We start from the raw sequence: 23602 nt of genomic DNA, 5'->3' as shown, positions 1-23602 counted from the left end.
ATTATTATTTCAATAATGGTGGAACAGCTTCGTAGTTAATTTCTACGCGACGGTTTTCTTTCCATGCATTTTCATCATGTCCAGGGTTGACTGGCATTTCTTTACCATAGCTCACTGCTTCAAGCTGACCTGCGTTAACGCCGCTGGTGATTAAGAAGCTCTCAACCGCTTTGGCACGACGCTCGCCTAAAGCCATGTTGTATTCGCGTGTACCGCGTTCATCGGTATGACCTGTAAGCGCTACTTTAGAGTTGGCATTCGCCATTAGAAACTGTGCATGTGCTTGTAGGGTCTGGTAATCATCATTAGATAATTCGCTGCTGTCGTAGTCAAAATGCACCACGCGCTTTGCCAAGAAAGCTTTGTTGGCTTCGGTTACACCTTTGGCAGATGCACCTGCAAGGTTTTGTGCATTTAAAGCTGCATCTTCACTCAAACCTTGGGTGTTGACTGTAGTTGCACCACTTGGTGTTTGACCTGCTTGTGAGTCAGTCGTTGGTTTGCGGTTTGCACAACCTGTCATCACTAAAGCCGATGCCAAAACAGGGAGTACCAATAATTTAACTGCGTTCATCCTCATCTCCATGAAGCTTGATTTTTGGTTTTAAAACAGAACTGAAAACGTATTTACTTTGCGGGTACTCATTATTTTGGTGCCCACGCAGGTTCACGCACTTCACCTTGTTCACTAGGTAAGTTCATGCGGAAGCGACCATCTAAAGACATAATCGATAATAAGCCACGAGCACCTTCGCGTGTCGCGTACACTACCATTTGCCCATTTGGTGAGAAGCTTGGCGACTCATCCAAACTGGTTGGGGTTAAAATATTGGTGATATTGGTGTTGATGTCTTGAATTGCGACTTTGTAGTTACTGCCACTTGGACGATGTACCAATGCCAGTTTACGACCGTCGGCACTGAGCGTACCACGTGCGTTAAATGCACCGCGGAAGGTTAGGCGTTTGCTGCTGCCTGTGGCAAAGTCATAACGATAAATTTGTGCGGAACCACCACGATCTGAAGTGTAAATAAATGATTTACCATCTGGTGCATAACGTGCTTCGGTATCAATCGCACTGTCATTGGTCATGCGTCGCAGTTCACGGGTGCTTAAATTCATTTGATAAATTTCTGGATTGCCATGCATGGATGCGGTAAACAACATGCTTTGACCATCTGGTGAGAAGCTTGGAGCACCATTTAAACCACGGAAACTGGCTAATTTTTCACGCTGACCTGTCGCTAAGTCTTGCACATAAATAGCAGGACGCTTGGTTTCAAACGACACATAGGCAATTTTTTTGGCATCTGGTGTCCACGCAGGCGATAAAATAGGATCACGCGAAGTCAAAATAGTTTTAGGCTGTTCACCATCAGTATCGGCAATTTGCAGGGTATAGCGTTGTTCAGGTGTTGCAGGGTTGCGCAGTACATAAGCAATGCGTCCGCTAAAGTCACCTTTAATGCCCGTGAGTGCTTCATAAATGGCATCACTGATCATGTGTGCAGCAGAACGTACGCGTGACGCAGGCACGCTTAATAATTCATTCAATAAGTATTGCTGTTTTTGCACATCATAAAGTTGGTAATGAACTTCATAACCGCCTTCTGCAGTGGCTTTGACATTTCCCGTCACCACATAAGGTACACCTGCGGCTTGCCATGCAGCTGCATTTGGATTGTTCATGCTTGCAGTTGCAGCAAGGTTTTTAGATGAACTGGTGAATTTGCCTGAACGGTTTAAATCGTTTTCTACAATAGGATAAATACTTTGATCATTGCCAAACGGCACAATCGCAATTTTAGGTGCTTCTTCTGGTGCTTTGGCAATTTCTAAATGCAGTTGTGCAAAAGATTGTGTGCTTAAAACTGGGCTAAGCGCAGTTAAAATAGCAAGACAAAGTAGGTGTTTACGCGTTGTTTCCATCATTCGCTATTTTCTCAAATCAACATAACTTTTTTGGATGTAATTGTGGTACATAATGGCATGCTTTGGTAGGAATGAAAGCATGAATTTATAATAAAACTGTTATAACACTGTGAAAATTTAAATTTATTTATACTCGTAAATATTTTGAGAAGGAGTTAGCCAAATAGATGTTATTCGGCTAACTGGTAACTTATTGCGCTGTAAAGGTAGAGGTGAAGCTACGTGCTTCGCGTCGTGCATCTGGGTCTGATGGCATCGGATAAGGTGCGGCAGCACGAACAGCAGCTTCTACACTGGCTTTCATGTCAGGGTCGCTAGAATTAACCACGACAGACTGAACTGCGCCACTGTCACTTAAAGTCACGCGGGCAGTTGCACGTTGACCCGAAGAACCAGCTGGGGTATCCCACGCTCGTCTGATTTTATTTTCGAAATCGCGTTTAGCAGTGGATGCAATGCGTCGTACTTCAGCCTTTTTCTGAGCAGCTTCTTCTGCAGCTTGTTTGGCAGCTGAAGCTTTGGCTTCAGTATCGGCACGTGCCTTCGCTTCGGCATCAGCTTTGGCTTTTGCATCTGCGTCAGCCTTACGTTTTGCTTCGGCATCAGCTTTGGCTTTTGCATCTGCAGCAGCTTTACGTTTTGCGTCGGCATCAGCTTTGGCTTTTGCATCTGCTGCAGCTTTACGTTTTGCATCGGCATCTGCTTTGGTTTTTGCATCTGCGTCAGCTTTACGTTTTGCATCAGCTTTGGCTTTTGCATCTGCGTCAGCTTTACGTTTTGCCTCAGCATCTGCCTTGGCTTTTGCATCTGCTTCAGCTTTGCGTTTTGCTGCTGCATTGGCTTCGAGTTGACGTCTTTCTGCCGCTTCTGCTTTTTTCAGGGCTTCGGCTTCTTTACGACGTACAGCATCTGCTTCAGCACGTGCTTTGGCATCGGCTTGAGCTTTTGCTTTGGCGTCAGCTTCTCGTTGAGCACGTTCTTCGGCGCGTGCTTGTTGAGCTTTTAAGCGTTCAGCTTCTAGTTTTTGTCGTTCTGCACGTGCTTGAGCCTCTGCTGCTTGTGCAGTTTTTTGTGTATCAACTTGAGGAGCGGGTGGCGTAGGAGCCGCTGCAGGTGTTGGAATGACAGGGGCAGGTTCAAGAGCAGGCTCGGCTGTTTGAGTAATTTGCTCTGCTACATTTTCATGTGTGGTTTCAGCAGATTTAGTTTCTAATAAGGGTTTTAAATCTTCTGGTTTTATTAATACCGTTTTAATGGGTTTAGGCGGCTCAGGTGCTTTACTCATGCCCAAATAAAGCAAGCCAACCACTGCGATAAGGTGGACACCTATGGTGAACCCAATCGCGATGGCTTTTTGTTGAAAAGGTGGCTTTTTAAAATCTTTCATAAATTACTTTAAAGGCTCGGTCAGCAATCCAACTTGGGTTAAACCCGCATCTTGTAAGTCAGACATTAACGCAATCACATCACCATAAGGGCGTGTATTATGACCGCGAATAACAACCTGAAACTCTTTGTTTTCAGCTTTGGCTTGAATTTGAGCATCGGTCAAAATTTGTTTCAGTTGGGCTAATTCCAAAGGTTCGGCTTTGTGTTCTTTGAATTCTAAAAAATATTGCCCATCTTTATTTAAAGTCACCAAAGCAGGGGCATCTTTCGATTCAATTGGATTACCATTGGCTTGAGGTAAATCGACTTGAATCCCACTGGTAATCATCGGTGCAGTAACCATAAAAATCACCAATAACACCAACATGACATCAATATAGGGCACTACATTCATGTCACTTTTGAGTGGTTTCTTAATGCGCTCGAAGCGTCCTGAGCGTTGAATGGCCATTAGTCGTGATCCTTAGTATTGCCTAAAGATTGACGTTGTAATAAAGCCACCATTTCTTCGGCAAATAAAGCACGATCAGAATAAATCGCTTCGCCTTTGGCGGTGTAATGGTTAAAGGCAAGTACCGCAGGAATGGCGGCAAATAAACCAATGGCTGTGGCAATGAGGGCTTCGGCAATCCCTGGTGCGACTGTTGCCAATGTGACTTGATCGACATCTGCCAGTCCAATAAAGGCATTCATAATGCCCCAGACGGTACCAAATAAACCAACGTATGGCGCAACCGAACCAATGCTGGCTAATGCACCTAAGCCTTGTTCAAGTTGAGCTTGGTCGCGGCTTAAACCGACACGTAAAATACGTTCTGTGCCTTCAATGGTTTGTGTTGCAGGCGCTTGGCGCTTTTTGAGTTTTAAAAACTCACCTAAGCCTTGATAGAAAATATCTTCCAAACCGACACGTTTTGAATTGAGCTGTGCGTTGTTGTAAAGCGTATTTAATTCTGCACCAGACCAGAAGATTTTTTGGAAATGCTGATCATCTGCCTGTGCTTTTTTATAGCTCATGTGTAACTTGGCAATCAGATACCAACTGTATAATGATGCTAAAAGCAGCGAGAGCATTACCAGCTGAACAACAGGACTTGCTTGTAAAATAAGATCTGATACTTGAAGAGATGATTCGAGTTGTGTTGCCATAGTTACTACATGTGCCAATTCATTTTTTTAATCTTGTCCTAATTCTTTCAGAATAAGGCTACGAATTTCATCTGGCAGACGACGTGGTTTCATATCTGAACCAAGACAGGCCAATTCAACCTCGCCAGATGCAAGCATGATTTCACCACGATAAATATTTTGTTGCAATACAAATGATGACGCTTTACACGAAACTACACTTGCTGTAACAGTAATTAGGTCATCCATTAAGATTGGACGTGAATATTTCACGTTAATTTTATGCACGACAAAGTTGTAATCTTGTTGATGCCAATAATGATCAACACCCGATGCACGAAGCCATTCGGTACGGGTACGTTCCATAAAGCGAATATGGTTGGCGTGGTAAACAATGCCGCCTGCATCAGTATCTTCCATATAGATACGAATTTTAAATTCAAATTTATTCGCCATGATGATGTTCCGCTTCAATGTTGCAAAGTTGTTTGATAAGCAATACTTATAGCTTACGCCGTGTCTGTGAAATTGACGTGAATCGGGGCTATAAGTCAAGCTGTGTATAGCGTGGCAGTTTATCATTCTCAACGCTTCGTCCAATGGCACAAGATTTCAAACATGCTTTTAAGTTAAAATTAGCTGCCTGCCTGATACATGCAGATGATCCACCCCAATGAGCAGCACATGAGCCGTTTAGTTAAATTTTTTGTGGTAATTGCCATATTGTATTTGTTGTGGATGACGCTGTTCCAGCCAGATGGAGGAATTGCGGATAGCACAACCTATCAGTCATCGCAGCAAGTGCATCAATTTAAAGACTATACCATTCAAGCTTTGGAAACCTATGAAGGTGAGTTTCGGGTATTGTCACGTGAAAATTATAATTTTGGACGTGAAGCCGAACTTAGCCCTGTCGATTTTGCTTTGGGATGGGGCGAAATGGCCAAGCCTGAAGTGTATAAACAGTTGTCTATTCGTCAAAGCAACCGTTGGTATCATTGGCGTTATGAACAAGCACCACCGATTCCTGTGCAAGAGATTGCAAGTTTGAGCGCTAATACGCATTTAATTCCTGCCACACCCGCGATTGCGACACAGTTAAAACAGATTGATGAAGATGATTTGATTTATTTGAAAGGTAAATTGGTTGAAGTTACTGCCGCAGATGGGTGGCAGTGGCGCAGTTCTTTAAGCCGTCATGATACAGGGGCGGGCGCGTGTGAATTAATGCTTGTTGAAGATGTGCGTATTATTGAAAATTAGTGTCTATCTACAGACCCAATTGACCTAAATATTTAATAACTTAAAGGGAGATAGCTCCCTTCAAGCTATTTTTTCCTTTGAGCTATTTTTCTTTTGGCTCTGGCGGTGTCATCCCAAATTGTAAATACGCCATATTGGTCGCAATACGCCCGCGAGCGGTTCGCATTACATAACCTTGTTGAATTAGGTATGGTTCAATTACATCTTCCAAAGTGCCAGAGTCTTCAGCCATAGCAGCGGCCAAAGCTTCCACACCTGCAGGCCCACCATCAAAACGCTCTAATAACATTGATAAATAACGACGGTCTAAGGTATCTAAACCATCTTTATCGACATTCAGCATATCTAGCGCACGTTGTGCCATCTCTTGCGTGACTTCACCTGTGCCTTTGACCTGCGCATAGTCACGAACGCGACGCAATAATCGGTTGGCAATACGTGGTGTACCGCGCGAACGACGAGCGACTTCATTGGCTCCTGCATCGGTCATTGGCACATCCATTAAACTCGCCGAGCGTTTGACAATATGGGTCAAATCTTCAACCGAATAAAATTCCAAACGCTGCACAATACCAAAACGGTCACGTAACGGTGAGGTGAGTAAGCCTGCACGTGTGGTAGCGGCGACAAGGGTAAATGGTGGCAAGTCCAGTTTAATGGAGCGTGCTGCAGGCCCTTCACCAATCATGATGTCCAGTTGATAATCTTCCATCGCTGGATACAAGATTTCTTCAATCACAGGTGAAAGACGATGAATTTCATCAATAAATAACACATCGCCTTCTTCAAGATTGGTCAGCATGGCGGCTAAATCACCTGCGCGTTCCAAGACAGGCCCTGAAGTGGATTTAAGATTGCCGCCCATTTCACGGGCAATAATATTGGCGAGTGTGGTTTTACCTAAACCTGGTGGTCCAAAAATCAGGGTGTGGTCCAGTGCTTCTGCGCGTCCACGGGCTGCACCAATGAAAATTTCCATTTGTTCACGCACTACAGGTTGCCCAATATAGTCATCGAGTGAGGTGGGGCGAATGGCGCGATCAATTTGATCTTCGGGTTTTTCAGAACCACTGATTAGACGGTCTTGCATATCGTGTTAACTAATCTCTTGAGCTGGGCATTTTGATGCTGCATGCACAGCCTCAAAGTATGAGTTGCGTTTAAATGCCTTTGCGAAGGCATGATTTTACTTTTGAAAGATCAAAAGTAACAAAAATCTTATGTTGAGTTGAGGGTATATCCCTATACCCCAACTCAACGGGCGACATCCATGTCGCCAGTCATGTATCCAATATTGGAAAGATGAACTTACGCTAGGTTTGTTGGCATCTTTTATTTATTCATCGACTTTAATGCTGCACGGATAATATCACTGGCTTCAGTAAAATCGGCCTTAACTGCATTAATCAGTTTTTGTGCTTCGGCAGGTTTATAACCTAAAGATTGTAAAGCGGCTTCGGCTTCGGCAACAGCAGAATTGCCTGTAAACTGGATTTGAGTCATTGTGGAATTGCTGCTGCTCACTTCGTTGGACATGGCTTTAAAGCGATCACGTAATTCAATCATTAAACGTTCAGCAGTTTTTTTGCCCACACCTGGCACTTTAATCAGGGTATTAATATCTTCATGTTCTACGGTGTGAATCAGTAGCTCGACGCTTAAGGTTGATAAAATACCTAGCGCCATTTTTGGGCCGACACCATTGACTTTAAGTAAGGTACGGAAAATGGTTTTTTCTTGGGCTTCTAAAAAGCCATATAACAATTGAGCATCTTCACGCACAGCTAAATGCGTCCACAGGGTAATTTTCTGCCCTTTTTGTAATTGGCAAAATGTGGTGAGTGGCGTGTCAATTTCATAGCCCACACCATTCACATTCAGCAACACGGTTGGTGCTTCTAAAGCCAATACTTCGCCAATAAGACATCCGATCATATTTGTGATTCACTGATTAATTTAAAATAAGTTGCTGTTCGCATAGTAGAGCGCATTTTCACAAAAGGCAAAATCTGCGCTTAAATCCTACTACTATTTATATACAAGTATTGATATGCAAATTATTCATTACAGCAAGCCGACCTTATTGCCTTGTAATTCTTGCGATAAGTTATAGGCTTGGTGATCTGAAAACTTAGAGATAATATCCAAGACTTGCATAATATTGTCATAGTGATTATGCGCAAAATCTGCCCCTGAGCGTTGCAAGATTGACATTAAACGCTGCTCTTTAAAACTTAGGGTTTTATGTGGCGTGGTGAGTGGAATAAACGCATCCAAAATGTTTTGTAAACTTTGATGCGCAATAATTTCCAGCCCTGCCTTTTGTGGATGCTCGAAAATTTTCTCACGGGCTAAGTCTTTGGCGCGATTAATACCAATTTCAATATCTGCCGAGCAATATTGTAAAAGACTGCCTTTGAGCTGTCCCATCAGAATTTCCAAATGGTGTTTGGCAAATGCTGTAGTGACTTCATCGACCAAACGCTTCATGACCCGACCACGCAAAGCGGCAATTTTTTGTTGCCATGTGGTACGTGCCATCGCCAGTTCTGCTGGAATACCGTAGTCACCAATCAAGTTTAAAAAGATCGGTTCAACTTCTTCATAGCTGAGCATGTTTAAGATAATGCCATCTTCCAAATCAATTAAGGCATAGCAAATATCATCTGCTGCTTCCAATAAATATGTCAGTGGATGACGGCAATAGTGATAATCGCCCAATTGAATCAGACCAAGCTGTTCTGCAATTTGTTTGAGAATTTCTTTTTCGGCTTGGTAACAACCAAACTTATCACGTTGATTGGCAGGGCGGTTGCCTTGTTCGGCAATGGTTTTGGAGAGCCATGGATATTTTAAATAAGCGCCTAAAGTGGCATAGGTTAAACGCATGCCGCCATCATTTGGATGATAGTCAATTTTGGTGAGTAGACGTAAACCTTGTGCATTGCCTTCAAACTGACGGACATCAGCTTCTTCTTCATCGCTGAGTTTGGCGAGGAAATTGCCGTGTGAAGCATCATCAAACCATTCACGAATGGCATATTCGCCTGCATGCCCGAAAGGTGGATTACCAATATCATGTGCCAAGCAAGCAGCTTGAATAATCGCACCGACATCGGCAGGGGAAATCCACATAGGCAAGTGATCTTTAATTTTTTCTGCAGCCAACATTCCCAATGAACGTCCAATACAAGACACTTCTAAAGAATGGGTTAGGCGAGTGTGAATGCCATCGTGTTGAGTCAGTGGATGGACTTGGGTTTTACGGTTTAGCTGTCTAAAACTTTGCGAAAAAATAATACGGTCATAATCTTTATGAAAAGGGCTGCGCGCCTGTTCTGTACTTTGTTTTTTACTACCAATTCGAACTGTGGAAAGCAGTTCTAACCAACGCATTTGAGTCATTTATCATTATTCACTATGTGCTTGTTTTGCATCATGCCAAAAAAATGACAAAAGCTCTAGGGGCGTGCGACATGGCTTGTCTTTTTAAATCTAAAATCATACAAAATGGGGGATAAGTTTGTGGCGAAGCGTACTTTAAATTTTTTGGGAATTGTATAAATTGAGGATTGGATGATGCGTATAGGTTGCCAAAATAGCAACGATGCCCAATTTTTTATGCTAATTTCTAATTAATTGTGAAATGGATAGCGAAGTTTAAATATGCTCAAACTGATTTACTATGTGCCTGAATCTCATCTTGAAGAAACTAAACTGGCGGTTTTTGCAGCGGGTGCAGGTGGAATTGGCAATTATGAACATTGTGCATGGCAGGTTTTAGGCACAGGGCAATTTAAGCCTGTCAAAGGAGCAAATCCGTTTATTGGTGAGTTAGATGCTTTGGAACACGTTGCCGAATGGCGCGTGGAAACCATTGTACCTGAGCAAAATGCTCAGGCAGTCGCAAAAGCGCTCAAGGCAAGCCATCCTTACGAAGAGCCTGCCTTTGAGTTTATGCAACTTTTAGATATTAATTTTTAAAGACTTAAATACCAATTTTTAAAGACTTAAATACCAATTTTTAAAGAAAAATAGAATTGTACGATCACTCATATATGGATTGGGGCAAATATAAGTTGCGTAGATAGATTTTACTTTTCACGGGCGAAAAGTAACAAAAGCCCTCTGTTAGACTGATGGTACGTCCTGTACCACAGTCTAACGGGCGACATCCTTGTCGCCTTATCACGAGTCAAAATGTGGCTAGGTTTTAAAAATACAGTTGAAATATTAGGGTCTGTTGACACTTCATCTATGTTTGCGACGTGAGAGATATATCTCGCAAGGTTTTTTAGCTGATATAAGGCATGGGGCAGGAAATTTAGTTATTCTAAATGACTGACTCATAACGCAATAGCAGCAAAAAATATGCTCGTCCCCTTGCGCAGCAAACAAAGCAGCGCTTTGTTCTTGCTCATGTGGCTAAAACTTTCTCAGATTACGTTATGAAACTTGGCAATAGTCTCGCTATTCCTTGCGTTTCATGCCTAATCTGCTCAGTTTTAGCCTACAGCGCAAGCCATTTATGAAATGTTAACAGCCCCTAGACTTTCTGAATAAACAGGTCACGGTCAAAACGGTATTGCGGGAAAAAGACACCATCTTCGGCACGTTCACCTGCAGCAATCACCATCACTGGAAATTGTTGATCATTCAGTTTTAAGAGTTTGCGTACCATCGGCTCATCAAAACCTTCCATCATGCAGCTATCAAAACCGTGTGCGCGAAGGGCCAAGACCATATTTTCACAGGCGAGTGCTGTAGTTTTACTTGCCCAAAGTTTGGCATCTGCAGGGTTAAATGCAGTCACAGGTAATTGTTTATCTAAACTACGTGCAATTTTGAAAGCGACTTTCTTAAAGTTACCTACTGCGTTTAAGTAGCCAGTCATGTAGTTATAAGGAATAAACTTGTAATATTTTTTGACTGAAGCAGGTGCTTCAGGAAAAGGGAACTCGCTGATATTCTTTTTTGCCATTTCATCAACACGGTCTGTACGTGCAATACACACGATTAGCTCTGCTGCAGTACGAGCAGCGAGTTGTCCTAAGCAGGCTTTAACCAGTTGTTTTTTCTTGGCAGGATTTTGCACCACGACAAAAGTCCACGGTTGTAAATTAGATGAGTTTGGTGCCAATAAAGCCATATCTAAACAATCATCCAATACTTCCGCAGGAATGGCTTTGTCGGTAAATTTACGCACCGAACGACGGCTTTGAATGACTTTTTTAAAGTTTTCTACATCAATATCTTGTGGTGCAGGTTCAAAATAACGTTCTTTTTTTTCAGCTTTAACATCGGCTGGATTTGGATTAGACATTACAATTTTCCTCAATTTTTTAATGATTGACAGCTCATTGCAGAATATGGGGGCGAATAAAGAAAAAACCACATTCAGCCAAGATGAATGTGGTTTAAAACGTCTAGTTTACTTGAAATGAGTTTAATCGCATTTCAGTTAAACAACGTTTAATTAAATTGGCTGAAATCAGGTTTACGTTTTTGCATAAAGGCCTGCACCGCTTCCATCATTTCTGCTGAGCCGACACGTTGCATAAAAATCTCTGCTTCATGGTCAATCCACGCCACAATTTCATTGACATTATGTTTCATGAGGGCTTTAGATTGTTTAAGTGATGCCAATGGTAAAGCTGCCAATTGTGCTGCTTTTTGTTGCGCCGTTGCATAGACATCGGTTTCAATGCTATTAACTAAATTTGCCGATAATGCCGTTTCGCTATTGAATTTTTGTGCAGTTAGCAACAGTTCAGCCGCTTTGTGATAGCCTGCTTGTTCTACTAGAAGTTTGCTTGATGCACCTTCAGGCGATAAGCCCAAGCTCACAAATGGAATTTGGAATAGGGCAGTATTGTCGCTATATACCAAATCTGCATGTAATAGAATTGTGACACCAATGCCAATTGCCACCCCACGTACAGCTGCAATCAGCGGTTTAGAAAACTTAGCTGCAGATTTTAATAAGATGAATGGAGGGCCTTCGGCAGCAGGTAGTTGTCCTTTAAGTGCAGCAGACTTCATAAAGTCTTGCATGTCATTGCCAGCACTAAAATCTGCATCTGTGCCACGTAAAATTACACAACGTACTGCGTTGGACTGATCTGCTTCATCTAAGGCTTGTGCAATCCACAAATATAATTCACCATACAGCGCGTTTTTTGCTTCTGGTCGGTTGATGGCTAAAGTCAGTACGCCATTGTCTAAATTCGCATTCAAATGTGGGTGAGGTTGTTGAATACAGCTCAGTGTCATCGTACTATCCTTGCTTTGATTGGTTTGAATTTATGGCTCATTATGTCGCAAATTCGCAGCGCTGGCACAACTCATGAGTTCATAAAAAGTTAGTGAATGATGAGATTTGCGTTCCTAATTCAATGTGAAATTTATTTAGAATTTGGGGTTGTTCATTTAAAAAATGAATAAGCAAGGCGGAATCTTAACGTCTATTAATTCTATTTTAGGATTAACCTTCGGTTCGACCTACTTTTGTTTTGGCAAAAGTAGGCAAAACCATTTGTCATCCACGAAACCTGCCCAATTATTGTTTTTGATTTATTATCTTGCAAAAACAATAATGAGTTGATACCACGCAGGTTGTGGATGACATTTCCGCGTATCAGATAGCATCATGTTGTTATCAAAATTAGGATTGGCGTATTTATTATGCAATATACGTTTGATTATTTGGTTTTCATTGGCCGCTTTCAGCCATTTCATTTGGCGCATTTGCAAACCATTCAAATTGCGTTAGCACGTAGTCATTATGTGATTTTGGCATTAGGTTCTGCACAAAATGAGCGCAATTTAAAAAATCCGTTTTTAGCCAAAGAACGTGAGCAGATGATTTTGTCTAACTTTTCACCTGAGATGCAAGAACGGATTAAGTTTGTGCATGTCGTAGATGTCTACAATGATGAAAAATGGCAAAAACTAGTCAAATCTTTAGTCGGTGAATTGATTCAACCGCAAGATCGTGTTGGTTTAATTGGGCATTTTAAAGATGACTCGTCTTATTATTTAAAGTTTTTCCCTGAATGGGAGATGGTAGAATTAGACAGCTTGCAAGATGCCATGTCTGCTACGCCTGCACGTGAGGCTTATTATCGTGGGGAAATACAGCCTAATTTTTTCCCGCAAGGCACAATTGATTTCTTAACCGCATTTCAAAACACGGAAATTTATCGTCAATTACAAGACAAATACCAGCAGCAGGACAGCAGTAATTTGACGGAGTAATCCAGTTTTTAAATGAAAAAGGATGATTGAAAAAGCTTTCAATCATCCAGAACATTGTGTTTTTTTAGAGGCTGAAAATTAAGCCTGTAAAGCGGTTAAATCCGCAAGCACTTGCTCGGCATGTCCTGCAGCTTTGACTTTACGATATTCTTTCAGTAATTGACCTTGATGGAAAATAAAAGTAGAGCGTTCAATGCCCATAACTTTTTTGCCATACATATTTTTTTCTTTAATCACATCAAACAACTGACACAATACTTCTTCTTTATCGCTAATCAAGTTGATGCCTAAAGATTGTTTTTCGGTAAAGTTTTGATGGGCTTTGACTGAGTCGCGCGAAATGCCAATGATGGTGGTATTAAGCGCATCAAATTGTGGCTTTAGCGCAGTAAAATCGACAGCTTGTGTGGTGCAGCCTGGGGTAGAGTCTTTCGGGTAAAAATACACCACTAACCAATCTGTACCAAGTTCGGTTAAATTGACTTCGCCTGTGGTTGCAGGAAAAGCTTGATTTGGTAATTGAATTGTCGTGCTCATATTTTTCTCCAAAATCATGCACATAAAAAACTAGCCACATAAAGTGGCTAGTTGAAATTGTTAAGAAAAATTATTTTTTCTCAGCCGCTTTCATTGCTTCTTCAGTTAAGGTTTTTAATTTACCTGTAAGCTGAGGACCAAAACAAGTTTGCAAATCTTTATTTTGCTTTTGTACAAAAGCTAAAGTCGCAGGGCTCTTTTTCTGGTTAATTGCGCTTTGAATTTCCCATTTTTGAGCGTTGGTTAATTTACCATCTGCTTCTACTGCACAAGTACAATATTTGCTTACTTCAGCTGTAGTCAGTTTTTTGCCTTTTGCAGTTTCTTCTTTACAAACATTAATTAAAGCTGCTTTTACATTGGTGCTTTTATATGCTTGTTGCAACTTGTCATTATTTGCGTGTGTCGTTGTTGCGAATAATGCAGCAACAGACATAATCGCAGAAACTATAATGTTTGATTTTAAATTTTTCATACACTTTACCTTGTTATGACGGTATATAACGCGTTGGGTCTGCAACACCGGCATCGGCAAAACCTTGTTTGCGTAAGCGACAGCTGTCACATTTACCACAAGCACGTCCTTGGTCATCTGCTTGGTAGCAAGAAACCGTTTGACTATAGTCTACGCCATGTTCAATACCTAAGCGAATAATATTTGCTTTGGATAAATGTAACAAAGGTGTCTCAAATTTTAACGGTTTGCCTTCTACGCCAACTTTGGTTGCCAAGCGTGCCATATTGGCAAAAGCATCAATAAATTCAGGACGACAATCAGGATAGCCCGAATAATCTACCGCATTAATACCAATCACAATTGCTTCTGCATCAAAAACTTCGGCAGCTGCCAAAGCATAAGACAGGAAGATGGTATTACGCGCAGGCACATAAGTCACAGGAATACCTTCTTGCTCATGATCAGGTACTTCAATGCTGTGATCGGTCAGGGCAGAACCGCCCAAGTTGCCTAAATCAATATTAATCACACGATGCTCAATGCCTGCATTTTTAGTCAAGGCACGTGCAGCATCTAGCTCTGTAGTCGAGCGTTGACCATACATAAAACTAAGTGCAATACATTCATAACGCGCTTGTGCCCATGCCAAACACGTGGTTGAGTCTAATCCACCAGATAACAATACAATGGCACGAGGGCGCATAATTGAACTCCAAATTTTAAAATATAGCGATAGAACTTGAGCAAAAGTGTGAAGATTGACGTCAATACGAATGGGGATTCGTGAGGAGATTAACGACCTGTTTCATCATTCCAAAGCAATTTATGTAATTGCAATTGGAAACGAACAGGGAGATGGTCGGCTAAAATCCACTGTGCCAAATCACGTGCAAGTTGTGGCAAGGCGACTGCACCTTTTTCGACAGCAAATGCAGGGGAGAACCACACTGTATCGACTTTTTTATGCAACTGATATTGCTCAACTTGCTGCTTCGCCCAAAGATAATCGTCATGATTGCAAATCACAAATTTGATTTGATCATGTGGGTTTAAAAAATCTAAATTTGATAATAAGTTGCGTGACATTTCACCCGATGCAGGGGTTTTAAAATCCAGTACCTTCGACACACGGTTATCCACTTTAGAAATATCTAAAGCTCCACTGGTTTCCAAAGACACTTCACAACCTAAATCTGCCAAGCGTTGCATGAGTGGCAGTGCATTCGGTTGAGCCAGAGGTTCACCGCCCGTCACACATACATACGGTGTTTTAAATTCTAGCGTGGTTTGGATGATGTCATCTAAAGATTGACGTTCGCCACCTTCAAAAGAATAAGTGGTATCACAGTAATGGCAACGCAATGGACAACCCGTTAAACGAATAAACACGGTTGGCAAGCCCGATGTATTGGCTTCGCCCTGCAATGAATAGAAAATCTCCGTGATGCGTAAACCCGCAGACGGATCAGAAACAGGAATAGCGGAAGATCGGAGGGTATTCATAAAATTCATCACAGTATGTAAAAAAACAAAAATCCCTACGGTCATTGCTGGCCGTAGAGATGGAGAAAACTAAAAAAAGTTTAGTCTTCGCGTAATAAGTCGTTCAAACTGGTTTTTGCACGGGTTTTCGCATCTACTTTCTTCACAATGATAGCAGCATACAAGCTATAAGTGCCACATTTAGAAGGCAGGTTGCCAGAAACTACCACCGAACCTGCAGGTACACGACCATAATGGATTTCGCCAGTTTCACGGTCATAAATTTTGGTCGATTGACCAATATAAACGCCCATAGAAATGACAGAACCTTCTTCCACAATCACGCCTTCAACAATTTCAGAACGTGCGCCAATGAAGCAGTTGTCTTCAATAATAGTTGGGTTTGCTTGAAGTGGCTCAAGTACACCACCAATACCTACACCACCCGATAAATGCACGTTTTTACCAATTTGTGCACATGAACCTACCGTTGCCCATGTATCAACCATGGTGCCTTCATCTACATAAGCGCCAATATTGACATAAGATGGCATTAACACCACATTTTTGGCTTGGAATGAACCTTTACGTGCAACTGCTGGCGGTACAACACGCACACCTGCTTGTTTGAATTGCTCGTCAGTCCAACCTGTAAATTTCGTGTCTACTTTGTCGTAGAAACGCAAATCGCAAGATTCAATTGGCTTGTTATCATTGAGTTTAAAAGATAACAAAACTGCCTTTTTTAACCATTGGTGAACGATCCACTCACCATTAATTTTTTCAGCAACGCGTAATGTGCCGTTATCTAAACCTGCAATTGCTTGTTCAACTGCCTGACGAATTTCAGAGGGACAATCTGCAGCGCTGAAATTAGCGCGGTCTTCAAATGCTTGTTCAATGATTGTTGAAAGCTGAGACATCGATGTTCTTACCAGAAAAAAATTTTCCAAAGATTTTACACTATATTGAGTGAGGAATAGATAAAAATTGGAACAGATTGGAATTTATCCTTAGTAAGATAAACAAGTTAAGTTGCGCGCTAAATTGTTGAAGTTTTGAAAATAAATGCTTTTGCAATAAACAATAAAAATAAATTTGTATCAAAAGATAACATAAACCTAGCAAATCTTGCATAAATACTGAGCGCAATAAGCTTTATAGTTTTCACATGAAAAACGAACGAATGAAAATTCAAAAAAGCTTTAGTTTGAGGAGAAACACAATGAAAACTTTACACTCAATTTTAGCCGCTTCTGTATTGGCAGCAGTTGCAGGTTCTGCAATGGCAGATACAGCTGTGGTAAAAGATGGCTATGCGTTTGATCGTAACCAATTAATTCCAACAGGTGTACGTGCTGAAGTAGGAACAACAGGTTATGGCGGTGCATTGCTTTGGACTGCAAACCCGTATGTGGGTTTAGCGCTGGGTTATAACGGTGGCGATATTTCTTGGTCGGATGACGTAGAAGTTGATGATGTTAACTATGATGTTGATATGGATAACAACTTGACTTACTTAAATGCTGAGATTCGTCCGTGGGGTACTAGTCCAAGTAAGTGGGCACAAGGTGTCTATGTAGCTGCAGGTGTTGGTTACATTGATCAACAATACGCTCTACAAGCTCGAAATGATGGTGGAACAATCAAAGTTAAAGGCGAAGATACTGGTTTAAGTAAACTTGGCTATGATCTTGATTATAGTAACGATATTGCACCATATTTAGGTGTAGGTTTTGCACCAAAGATTAACAACAACTGGGGCGTGTTTGGTGAAGTCGGTGCTTACTATACAGGCAACCCAACTGTGACTAATGTAAATTATTATGGTGGTACGCTAGAAGATGCTGCATTGGTTGAAGACCACCTTAATGAAGTTCGTAACGATGACAGATACGAATGGATGCCAGTAGCTAAACTAGGTGTAAGCTACCACTGGTAATATCCGTTAGTTTCAGCTAAACCAAAAAAAACGAGCTTCGGCTCGTTTTTTTTGTGTCTTAAAAGCGATGTGCTAATTTCAAGTGATAAACCCAAGCCTCACGTTGTTCGAGTGAAGAAAAACTTGAAATTTGAGTGATCAATGACTGTGGTTGTACCGTGTCTGGCTTGGTAAAGTGCAAATAATGCAGACCTGCAATCATAAACGTTTTGGGGTTAAAGTGATAAACTGCGCCCGTACCAACACCAACATAACCATCTACAGGGTTTAAACTTGAGGCAGGATTACCTGCACCAGAATCCCATAATCCTTCCACCGCAGTGATCCACTTGGGTGACCATTGATGGGCAAAACCCAAACGCGTAGACCATTGATTCTTTTGATAATCAATCAGGTTGAACTGATTACCTAGTCCTTCAGATTGCAGAATTGCTGCAAATTGAGTGGGTTGAATTTTAAAATATTGCCAATTGACCCATCGCAATGATCCGTACAGAAAATTTTGTGCAGGTAAACCGGTGTGAAAATCTAAATTCACCGATTCAGGGGTCTGAATTTCAGTTGCTTGTTGTGGTGCAATCTCTAAAGGAAATCCCCAAATACTTTCGCTTGCATTGGTACTGTGCTTGATTTTAGAGCGATAAGTAATTGCTGTATTAAATGCATATTCAGGAATTTGGTAGCTTACACCTGCCAACCAACCCCACGCATGGTCTTTGGGGAAATTTACGTGATAATCAAAAAAGGTATAGTCAACTTGAGTACCAATTTTCAGATCACCTGAAAATGACTGGTAACTTAGACCTGTAAAGAGGTTCCAATGTTGTGTGGGTTGATAGCCAATGAGTGCTGTAATATTTCTTGAGTCAAACTTAATATCTGCATTTTCTATAGGTAAGGGTTCACCTGAAAGAATAGGACTATAGTGATAATCCACATCAACAAAATAAGGTTGGTCAAATAATAACGCCACAGAAATTTGTGGATGTGGTTGTAATTTTAATGCAGCTTGGATGAAGTGTTGATTATTGACTAAATTGCCTGTTGAAAAATCTTGAACGCCTAATTCGGCAATATTTTGTTGATGCTGTACCTGACCTGAAATATTGGTATCCACGTGTAGCAAAGCGACTTCCGCATAATTACCTTTTTCAAAGAAAGCTTGAATGGATTGATTGCTGCGTTCTAAAGCGGCAGCAGAGGCATAACCTAGCGGCAGGACACACAGCAATCCAACAAAAATGTGAAATTTCATGTTACGTCCTTGGTCTAAATTATAGAATTGTGTTTAAAATCAAATTACGCTTTTTATTGTTGATTATATTTTATTCATGTTTCTGATAAATTAAAATCATTATTTTGATTATTTCTAGGCATTTAGATCAGCAAGAATTTTGCCAGAGAACTAAAAGAGAGCCTGGGCTCTCTTATGCATTATTGTTTTATTCTTCAGGATAGGCGATACGTTTTAAAGCTTTAATATCGGCATTTGGTGCACATAAAGAAATAAACTCATAGCCATAGCCACGTAGTAAATGTCCTTTGCGAACCGCAATCCATGTGGTGTTTACCCCAAAAATATCGGTCTGGATTTGTTTTAGACGGTAATCGCGTTCTGCATCGTATGCCACATTGTTTACCACGCCTACGCCCATGCCCAATTCAACATAGGTCTTAATAACATCGGCATCAAGTGCAGACATAACGATATTGACATCAATTCCTGCATCGGTAAATGCTTTGTCAATTTTAGAACGTCCCGTAAAGCCGCCGTGATAAGTGATGATTGGATATTCTGCCAAATCGGTCAGGCTAATCTCAGTTTTACTGGCTAAAGGATGATCTTGCGGGGTAATAATGCTGTGGCGCCAGTCATAATAAGGCACACTTGCCAAGTTCTCTTCAGTGGTTAGAGATTCGGTTGCAATACCAATATCGGCTTCACCTTGTAGCAGCATTTCGGCAATTTCAACAGGGCTGGCTTGTTGCAAAATCAAATGTACTTTAGGGAATTCTTTTTTAAACAAATTCACAATAGGCGGCAGCACATAACGCGCTTGGGTATGTGTAGTCGCAATGGTGAGCGTGCCTTCATCGACTTTATTAAAGTCATCGGCAAGGCGTTTAATGTTATCTGCATCAACCAACATGCGTTCGACAATACTCAGCAAAGCTTGTCCTGGCTCGGTTAAACCTAGTAGACGTTTGCCTTTGCGCACAAAAAGCTGCACACCAAGCTCATCTTCAAGGTCTTTAATGTGCTTACTCACGCCCGATTGAGAGGTGTATAGTGCTGCAGACGCTTCGGTTAAATTAAAGTTTTGCCGAACGGTTTCTCTAATAATTCTAAGTTGTTGGAAATTCATAGTGGTGCAACCCTAAAAAGGATGGAGCGGGTTAGGCTCCATCTTGATGTCCTTATGCGACTTGATTTTCAAATAAATGTAAAGTGATTACACTTAACCAAACCGTTTGATTTGGGCGGAATTGGTGCAGTTTCGCTTCATCTGCGGTGAGTGCAATTTCAATCAAATTCCCTTGACGATCTTGCAATTCTGCAACTACTTTACCAGCAATCCAAACCTCACGTAAGAAGGTCGCTTGAATGGTATTTTCCTGTGGTTGGGCATGAATATGCAACTCATCTGGACGCGCAAATGCAATCACTTTGCCTTGTGGTGCATTTGGTTGATTGAGAAGTTGTACGCGATCTTCACCAATTTGCACAACCCCTTGATGATGTTGTCCTTCAAAACGGTTGGCTTGACCTAAGAAGTCAAATACAAACGGAGTTGCAGGCTGTTCATACACTTCACGCGGTGAACCAATTTGTTCGACATTACCTTTGTTCATGACAATAATTTGATCGGCAACTTCGAGTGCTTCTTCCTGATCGTGGGTCACGAAAATTGAAGTGATGTGTAATTCATCATGCAAAGTTCTTAACCAACGACGTAATTCTTTACGCACTTTGGCATCAAGCGCACCAAAAGGTTCATCCAATAACAATACGCGTGGTTCTACCGCTAAGGCACGTGCCAAAGCAATACGTTGACGTTGTCCACCCGATAATTGTGCAGGATAACGGTCTGCTAAAAAGCTTAACTGTACCAAGTCGAGTAAACGCATAACACGCTTTTTAATCTCGGCTTCTGAAGGTCGGGTTGCACGTGGACGTACCCGTAAACCAAATGCGATATTGTCAAATACGGTCATGTGGCGGAATAGGGCATAGTGTTGGAAAACGAATCCAACTTGACGTTCGCGCACATGCACATCGGTTGCATCCTGACCCTCTAATATCACTTGCCCACGATCTGCCGACTCTAATCCTGCAATAATACGCAACAAGGTGGTTTTACCACAGCCTGAAGGCCCAAGCAGCGCCACCAGTTGGCCATCTGGAAAATCGAGGGAGATGTCTTTAAGTGCATGGAATGCACCAAAATTTTTTTCAATATTTTTAACTTGAATACTCATGCGGTCATTCCTTAAGAAACAGTTGAATCTTCATTGCGTTGGTTTTGCTTTTCTTGGCGAATTTCAACCCAAGTTTTTAAAATCAGGGTCACAATCGCGAGAAGTGCCAAGAGAGAGGACACCGCAAACGCAGCACTAAAGGTATATTCGTTATAGAGAATTTCGACGTGCAGCGGTAGGGTGTTGGTTTCTCCGCGAATATGCCCCGATACCACAGATACCGCGCCAAACTCACCCATTGCGCGGGCATTACACAGAATCACGCCGTAAATTAAACCCCATTTTATATTTGGCAAAGTGACTTTCCAGAAGGTCTGCCAACCCGATGCACCTAATACAATCGCAGCTTCTTCTTCCTCTGTGCCTTGCGCTTCCATTAAAGGAATCAATTCACGCGCCACAAAAGGTACAGTAATGAAGATGGTGGCAATCACAATTGCAGGTACGGCATATAAAACTTTGATGTCGTGTTCCATCAACCAGCCGCCCATCCAACCTTGTGTACCAAAAATCAGGACTAGCATTAAACCTGCAATGACAGGAGAAACTGAAAAAGGCATATCAATTAAGGTGGTGAGAATCGACTTACCACGGAAATTGAATTTCGCCACTGACCACGCTGCGGCAATACCAAATACCACGTTTAAAGGTACGGCAATGGCTGCAGTGAGTAAGGTTAATTTCACTGCCGATAAAGTGTCAGGATGCACCAATGCTTGGGCATAGACACCAATGCCTTGTTTAAACGCTTCGACAAAAACCAAAATCAGCGGCAAAATCAGACAGCTTAAGAAGAAAATGAAGGCAATTGCAATCAGGGTATAGCGTACCCAAGTCGGTTCACGTGTTGCATCGCGTGATTGTAGTTTTTCAGCCAAAGCATTGCTGTTGGTATTTAAACTCATCGTGCAGCTCTCCCTGTGCGACGACTTGCCCATGCTTGTAATAAGTTAATTAAGAACAGCATGACAAAAGAAATCAGCAACATCACCACAGCAATTGTGGTTGCACCTGCGTAGTCATATTCTTCTAAACGAGAAATAATCATTAAGGGTGCAATTTCAGTTTTAAATGGTTGGTTACCTGCAATGAAAATCACCGAGCCATATTCACCCACGCCACGCGCAAATGCGAGTGCAAAACCTGTAATCAGTGCAGGCAATAAAATAGGGAAAATCACTTTGGTGACAATTTGAAAGCGGTTAGCCCCTAGCGCAGATGCTGCTTCTTCCAACTCGGTTTCTAAGTCACTGAGTACGGGTTGCACGGTACGCACAACAAATGGAATACCAATAAAAATCAGGGCAAGGGTAATCCCGATAGGGGTATACGCGACTTTAATGCCTAATGGTTCTAAATATTGTCCAATCCAGCCAGTCGGTGCGTATAAAGAAGTCAGGGCAATACCCGCAACTGCAGTAGGCAATGCAAAAGGTAAATCGACCAAAGAATCTATAATACGTTTGCCCGGAAAGCTGTATCGTACCAAACACCATGCCAATAATAAGCCGAAGACGACATTAATAAAGGCTGCAATGAGCGCAGCGCTAAAACTGAGTTGCAAAGATTTTTGGATACGTTCTGAACTTAAAATTTCCCATAAACCATCCCAACCGATACCCAGCGATTTAATAAATACAGCCGATAAGGGAATAAGAACAATTAAGGATAAATACGCTAGGGTAAAGCCTAGAGAAAGACCAAATCCTGGCAGCACTTTGGATCGCTGCGACATGATGACTCCTCAAAAGAGAGAATGAGTGTTTGAAAACAAACAGATAAAAGTAAAAGATAAATTCGGCACAAGCATAATTTGCGAAGATTAAATTGCAAATTTGAATAAATACTTGTTGTTATCAGAAATACTGATATGTGATTGCATATTTTCTGCAATCAAATAATCATAAATTTCAGGAAATGCCCCAAAGCCTGATGCAACATTAATATGACCCACTTGTCCTAAATTAATCGGTGTTAATTGCCATGCTTGGGCAAGTGCCTGTGCATCTGCAAAACTTAGCCACGGGTCATTTTCACTGATCAATAAGCGTGTCGGTACAGCCAATTTAAGTTGCTGAAAATAAGCCGAATAATTGCTTTGGCTGTGTTGTGCAAAACCAGATTCACCAAAACGGGCAGGGTTAGCAGGTGCAACCAAAACCACATTTTTTATTTTCGCCTGCAGTTCAGGGTGCTGCGCCAATGCTGCCACTGTGGTCAGACAACCAAAACTGTGCGCCACAATTTGAATGTCGTCCTGAATCGGGGCAACTGTTTTGACAAATTCAGCAACCCAGTTCTGTAAAATTGGGCTATTCCAGTCTGACTGTTGTACACGCGAGCAAGACATGAGTTGTCGTTGTAACCAAGATTGCCAGTGCGCATATTCACTGCCACCTACACCTGGAACAATTACGGTATGAATCATGTCGATGCTCCTTCGCATATTTCAGCCTGAAATAATGATCTGAATAACGCTTGAATATGAATTGAACCCATCATTTTCAGCTTTGGCTGTGATCACTTGGATTCAAAACTCAGTAAGATAATGCTGTAAAATTCATGTTTTAAATAATCTGCAACAAGGATAGCTAGAGTTTCTATGCAAAAAAAATAATTAAAAATGAATTTTATATGAATAAAAAAGATATATGTGAATCAGGTAAAAATGCGTTTGTGAAAACACCCGCATTTTTCAATTTGGGTGTTTTCAGCTAGCGCTTTGGTATGATTTA

26 protein-coding genes are annotated in these 23602 nt (G+C 41.5%); 4 read left to right on the top strand and 22 right to left on the bottom strand.

Annotated features, from left to right (window positions below):
• Positions 1–4: 4 nt before the first annotated feature.
• The 6 genes from pal to ybgC all read right to left on the bottom strand — a co-directional run bounded on the left by pal (position 5) and on the right by ybgC (position 4905).
• Positions 5–574, bottom strand: coding sequence for a peptidoglycan-associated lipoprotein Pal (gene pal / locus FTU70_RS01150; protein ID WP_004971799.1), 570 nt, complete (start codon positions 572–574; stop codon positions 5–7).
• A 71-nt stretch (positions 575–645) separates the two neighbouring features.
• Entirely contained in the window at positions 646–1929 is a 1284-nt protein-coding gene (tolB, locus tag FTU70_RS01145; RefSeq protein WP_026438303.1) for a Tol-Pal system beta propeller repeat protein TolB, read from the bottom strand.
• 193 nt (positions 1930–2122) lie between these two features.
• Positions 2123–3319, bottom strand: coding sequence for a cell envelope integrity protein TolA (gene tolA, locus FTU70_RS01140; RefSeq protein WP_180059857.1), 1197 nt, complete (start codon positions 3317–3319; stop codon positions 2123–2125).
• 3 nt (positions 3320–3322) lie between these two features.
• Positions 3323–3772, bottom strand: a complete 450-nt coding sequence (tolR, locus tag FTU70_RS01135; protein WP_004971796.1) for a protein TolR — start codon at positions 3770–3772, stop codon at positions 3323–3325.
• Entirely contained in the window at positions 3772–4470 is a 699-nt protein-coding gene (gene tolQ / locus FTU70_RS01130; protein WP_104851739.1) for a protein TolQ, read from the bottom strand. Before tolQ ends, tolR begins: the two co-directional genes overlap by 1 nt.
• A gap of 27 nt (positions 4471–4497) precedes the next feature.
• Positions 4498–4905, bottom strand: a complete 408-nt coding sequence (ybgC, locus tag FTU70_RS01125; protein ID WP_004971791.1) for a tol-pal system-associated acyl-CoA thioesterase — start codon at positions 4903–4905, stop codon at positions 4498–4500.
• Between the two features lie 228 nt (positions 4906–5133).
• Here ybgC and FTU70_RS01120 point away from each other — a divergent pair, with 228 nt between their 5' ends.
• Entirely contained in the window at positions 5134–5712 is a 579-nt protein-coding gene (locus FTU70_RS01120; RefSeq protein WP_004971789.1) for a hypothetical protein, read from the top strand.
• An 82-nt stretch (positions 5713–5794) separates the two neighbouring features.
• Here the strand turns inward: FTU70_RS01120 and ruvB are convergent, their stop codons facing one another.
• The 3 genes from ruvB to FTU70_RS01105 all read right to left on the bottom strand — a co-directional run bounded on the left by ruvB (position 5795) and on the right by FTU70_RS01105 (position 9117).
• Positions 5795–6802, bottom strand: coding sequence for a Holliday junction branch migration DNA helicase RuvB (gene ruvB, locus FTU70_RS01115; protein WP_004971787.1), 1008 nt, complete (start codon positions 6800–6802; stop codon positions 5795–5797).
• Between the two features lie 242 nt (positions 6803–7044).
• A complete protein-coding gene (gene ruvA, locus FTU70_RS01110; RefSeq protein WP_179989042.1) occupies positions 7045–7647 on the bottom strand; it encodes a Holliday junction branch migration protein RuvA in 603 nt (200 codons plus the stop codon).
• Positions 7648–7776: 129 nt separating this feature from the next.
• The gene (locus FTU70_RS01105) at positions 7777–9117 is read right to left on the bottom strand and encodes a deoxyguanosinetriphosphate triphosphohydrolase (protein WP_104851741.1); all 1341 of its coding nucleotides are present in this window, start codon (positions 9115–9117) and stop codon (positions 7777–7779) included.
• A 261-nt stretch (positions 9118–9378) separates the two neighbouring features.
• Here FTU70_RS01105 and FTU70_RS01100 point away from each other — a divergent pair, with 261 nt between their 5' ends.
• Positions 9379–9696, top strand: coding sequence for a YqfO family protein (locus tag FTU70_RS01100; protein WP_104851742.1), 318 nt, complete (start codon positions 9379–9381; stop codon positions 9694–9696).
• A 562-nt stretch (positions 9697–10258) separates the two neighbouring features.
• On the opposite strand, the gene FTU70_RS01095 is transcribed toward FTU70_RS01100, so the two are convergent.
• Together FTU70_RS01095 and FTU70_RS01090 are read right to left on the bottom strand one after the other, a co-directional pair.
• Positions 10259–11035 (bottom strand): nitroreductase family protein, encoded by a 777-nt coding sequence (locus tag FTU70_RS01095; protein WP_180008337.1) that lies wholly within the window; start codon positions 11033–11035, stop codon positions 10259–10261.
• 149 nt (positions 11036–11184) lie between these two features.
• Positions 11185–11985, bottom strand: coding sequence for an enoyl-CoA hydratase-related protein (locus FTU70_RS01090; protein ID WP_096901116.1), 801 nt, complete (start codon positions 11983–11985; stop codon positions 11185–11187).
• A gap of 411 nt (positions 11986–12396) precedes the next feature.
• Here FTU70_RS01090 and FTU70_RS01085 point away from each other — a divergent pair, with 411 nt between their 5' ends.
• A complete protein-coding gene (locus FTU70_RS01085; protein ID WP_096901115.1) occupies positions 12397–12969 on the top strand; it encodes a nicotinate-nicotinamide nucleotide adenylyltransferase in 573 nt (190 codons plus the stop codon).
• A gap of 78 nt (positions 12970–13047) precedes the next feature.
• Here the strand turns inward: FTU70_RS01085 and FTU70_RS01080 are convergent, their stop codons facing one another.
• The 5 genes from FTU70_RS01080 to dapD all read right to left on the bottom strand — a co-directional run bounded on the left by FTU70_RS01080 (position 13048) and on the right by dapD (position 16368).
• The gene (locus FTU70_RS01080) at positions 13048–13506 is read right to left on the bottom strand and encodes a peroxiredoxin (RefSeq protein WP_096901114.1); all 459 of its coding nucleotides are present in this window, start codon (positions 13504–13506) and stop codon (positions 13048–13050) included.
• A 70-nt stretch (positions 13507–13576) separates the two neighbouring features.
• Positions 13577–13981 carry a hypothetical protein gene (locus FTU70_RS01075; protein WP_004971768.1) on the bottom strand — a complete coding sequence of 135 codons (405 nt, stop codon included), beginning with the start codon at positions 13979–13981 and terminating at the stop codon, positions 13577–13579.
• Between the two features lie 13 nt (positions 13982–13994).
• The gene (queC, locus tag FTU70_RS01070) at positions 13995–14666 is read right to left on the bottom strand and encodes a 7-cyano-7-deazaguanine synthase QueC (RefSeq protein ID WP_136144778.1); all 672 of its coding nucleotides are present in this window, start codon (positions 14664–14666) and stop codon (positions 13995–13997) included.
• Positions 14667–14755: 89 nt separating this feature from the next.
• Positions 14756–15466, bottom strand: a complete 711-nt coding sequence (gene queE, locus FTU70_RS01065; protein ID WP_180059855.1) for a 7-carboxy-7-deazaguanine synthase QueE — start codon at positions 15464–15466, stop codon at positions 14756–14758.
• An 80-nt stretch (positions 15467–15546) separates the two neighbouring features.
• Positions 15547–16368 (bottom strand): 2,3,4,5-tetrahydropyridine-2,6-dicarboxylate N-succinyltransferase, encoded by an 822-nt coding sequence (dapD, locus tag FTU70_RS01060; RefSeq protein WP_131261166.1) that lies wholly within the window; start codon positions 16366–16368, stop codon positions 15547–15549.
• 302 nt (positions 16369–16670) lie between these two features.
• On the opposite strand from dapD, the gene carO reads away from it, so the two are divergent.
• Positions 16671–17387 (top strand): ornithine uptake porin CarO, encoded by a 717-nt coding sequence (gene carO / locus FTU70_RS01055; protein WP_180059853.1) that lies wholly within the window; start codon positions 16671–16673, stop codon positions 17385–17387.
• A gap of 58 nt (positions 17388–17445) precedes the next feature.
• On the opposite strand, the gene FTU70_RS01050 is transcribed toward carO, so the two are convergent.
• The 6 genes from FTU70_RS01050 to FTU70_RS01025 all read right to left on the bottom strand — a co-directional run bounded on the left by FTU70_RS01050 (position 17446) and on the right by FTU70_RS01025 (position 23295).
• Positions 17446–18642: an outer membrane protein transport protein gene (locus FTU70_RS01050; protein WP_180059851.1), complete on the bottom strand. Its 1197-nt coding sequence runs from the start codon at positions 18640–18642 to the stop codon at positions 17446–17448.
• Between the two features lie 187 nt (positions 18643–18829).
• The gene (locus tag FTU70_RS01045; protein WP_096901109.1) at positions 18830–19753 is read right to left on the bottom strand and encodes a CysB family HTH-type transcriptional regulator; all 924 of its coding nucleotides are present in this window, start codon (positions 19751–19753) and stop codon (positions 18830–18832) included.
• 52 nt (positions 19754–19805) lie between these two features.
• The gene (locus FTU70_RS01040; protein WP_180059849.1) at positions 19806–20867 is read right to left on the bottom strand and encodes a sulfate/molybdate ABC transporter ATP-binding protein; all 1062 of its coding nucleotides are present in this window, start codon (positions 20865–20867) and stop codon (positions 19806–19808) included.
• A gap of 11 nt (positions 20868–20878) precedes the next feature.
• Positions 20879–21772 (bottom strand): sulfate ABC transporter permease subunit CysW, encoded by an 894-nt coding sequence (gene cysW / locus FTU70_RS01035; RefSeq protein WP_096901108.1) that lies wholly within the window; start codon positions 21770–21772, stop codon positions 20879–20881.
• Entirely contained in the window at positions 21769–22602 is an 834-nt protein-coding gene (cysT, locus tag FTU70_RS01030; protein WP_096901107.1) for a sulfate ABC transporter permease subunit CysT, read from the bottom strand. The genes cysW and cysT overlap by 4 nt, the downstream gene beginning before the upstream one ends.
• Before the next feature lie 87 nt (positions 22603–22689).
• Complete coding sequence (locus FTU70_RS01025) at positions 22690–23295, bottom strand: alpha/beta hydrolase (protein WP_178865643.1); 606 nt, start codon at positions 23293–23295, stop codon at positions 22690–22692.
• Positions 23296–23602: the final 307 nt, after the last annotated feature.

The sequence above is a fragment of the Acinetobacter sp. YH12135 genome (assembly GCF_013418565.1).
Classification (GTDB): domain Bacteria; phylum Pseudomonadota; class Gammaproteobacteria; order Pseudomonadales; family Moraxellaceae; genus Acinetobacter; species Acinetobacter towneri.
Note: the sequence above shows the minus strand (reverse complement) of the source record. Positions and strands in the feature narration are given on the sequence as shown.

What these genes read in the sequence shown, in the direction of transcription:
- pal (WP_004971799.1), bottom strand. Translation starts at nt 574, where the DNA reads ATGAACGCAGTTAAATTATTGGTACTCCCTGTTTTGGCATCGGCTTTA.
- tolB (WP_026438303.1), bottom strand. Translation starts at nt 1,929, where the DNA reads ATGGAAACAACGCGTAAACACCTACTTTGTCTTGCTATTTTAACTGCG.
- tolA (WP_180059857.1), bottom strand. Translation starts at nt 3,319, where the DNA reads ATGAAAGATTTTAAAAAGCCACCTTTTCAACAAAAAGCCATCGCGATT.
- tolR (WP_004971796.1), bottom strand. Translation starts at nt 3,772, where the DNA reads ATGGCCATTCAACGCTCAGGACGCTTCGAGCGCATTAAGAAACCACTC.
- tolQ (WP_104851739.1), bottom strand. Translation starts at nt 4,470, where the DNA reads ATGGCAACACAACTCGAATCATCTCTTCAAGTATCAGATCTTATTTTA.
- ybgC (WP_004971791.1), bottom strand. Translation starts at nt 4,905, where the DNA reads ATGGCGAATAAATTTGAATTTAAAATTCGTATCTATATGGAAGATACT.
- FTU70_RS01120 (WP_004971789.1), top strand. Translation starts at nt 5,134, where the DNA reads ATGAGCCGTTTAGTTAAATTTTTTGTGGTAATTGCCATATTGTATTTG.
- ruvB (WP_004971787.1), bottom strand. Translation starts at nt 6,802, where the DNA reads ATGCAAGACCGTCTAATCAGTGGTTCTGAAAAACCCGAAGATCAAATT.
- ruvA (WP_179989042.1), bottom strand. Translation starts at nt 7,647, where the DNA reads ATGATCGGATGTCTTATTGGCGAAGTATTGGCTTTAGAAGCACCAACC.
- FTU70_RS01105 (WP_104851741.1), bottom strand. Translation starts at nt 9,117, where the DNA reads ATGACTCAAATGCGTTGGTTAGAACTGCTTTCCACAGTTCGAATTGGT.
- FTU70_RS01100 (WP_104851742.1), top strand. Translation starts at nt 9,379, where the DNA reads ATGCTCAAACTGATTTACTATGTGCCTGAATCTCATCTTGAAGAAACT.
- FTU70_RS01095 (WP_180008337.1), bottom strand. Translation starts at nt 11,035, where the DNA reads ATGTCTAATCCAAATCCAGCCGATGTTAAAGCTGAAAAAAAAGAACGT.
- FTU70_RS01090 (WP_096901116.1), bottom strand. Translation starts at nt 11,985, where the DNA reads ATGACACTGAGCTGTATTCAACAACCTCACCCACATTTGAATGCGAAT.
- FTU70_RS01085 (WP_096901115.1), top strand. Translation starts at nt 12,397, where the DNA reads ATGCAATATACGTTTGATTATTTGGTTTTCATTGGCCGCTTTCAGCCA.
- FTU70_RS01080 (WP_096901114.1), bottom strand. Translation starts at nt 13,506, where the DNA reads ATGAGCACGACAATTCAATTACCAAATCAAGCTTTTCCTGCAACCACA.
- FTU70_RS01075 (WP_004971768.1), bottom strand. Translation starts at nt 13,981, where the DNA reads ATGAAAAATTTAAAATCAAACATTATAGTTTCTGCGATTATGTCTGTT.
- queC (WP_136144778.1), bottom strand. Translation starts at nt 14,666, where the DNA reads ATGCGCCCTCGTGCCATTGTATTGTTATCTGGTGGATTAGACTCAACC.
- queE (WP_180059855.1), bottom strand. Translation starts at nt 15,466, where the DNA reads ATGAATACCCTCCGATCTTCCGCTATTCCTGTTTCTGATCCGTCTGCG.
- dapD (WP_131261166.1), bottom strand. Translation starts at nt 16,368, where the DNA reads ATGTCTCAGCTTTCAACAATCATTGAACAAGCATTTGAAGACCGCGCT.
- carO (WP_180059853.1), top strand. Translation starts at nt 16,671, where the DNA reads ATGAAAACTTTACACTCAATTTTAGCCGCTTCTGTATTGGCAGCAGTT.
- FTU70_RS01050 (WP_180059851.1), bottom strand. Translation starts at nt 18,642, where the DNA reads ATGAAATTTCACATTTTTGTTGGATTGCTGTGTGTCCTGCCGCTAGGT.
- FTU70_RS01045 (WP_096901109.1), bottom strand. Translation starts at nt 19,753, where the DNA reads ATGAATTTCCAACAACTTAGAATTATTAGAGAAACCGTTCGGCAAAAC.
- FTU70_RS01040 (WP_180059849.1), bottom strand. Translation starts at nt 20,867, where the DNA reads ATGAGTATTCAAGTTAAAAATATTGAAAAAAATTTTGGTGCATTCCAT.
- cysW (WP_096901108.1), bottom strand. Translation starts at nt 21,772, where the DNA reads ATGAGTTTAAATACCAACAGCAATGCTTTGGCTGAAAAACTACAATCA.
- cysT (WP_096901107.1), bottom strand. Translation starts at nt 22,602, where the DNA reads ATGTCGCAGCGATCCAAAGTGCTGCCAGGATTTGGTCTTTCTCTAGGC.
- FTU70_RS01025 (WP_178865643.1), bottom strand. Translation starts at nt 23,295, where the DNA reads ATGATTCATACCGTAATTGTTCCAGGTGTAGGTGGCAGTGAATATGCG.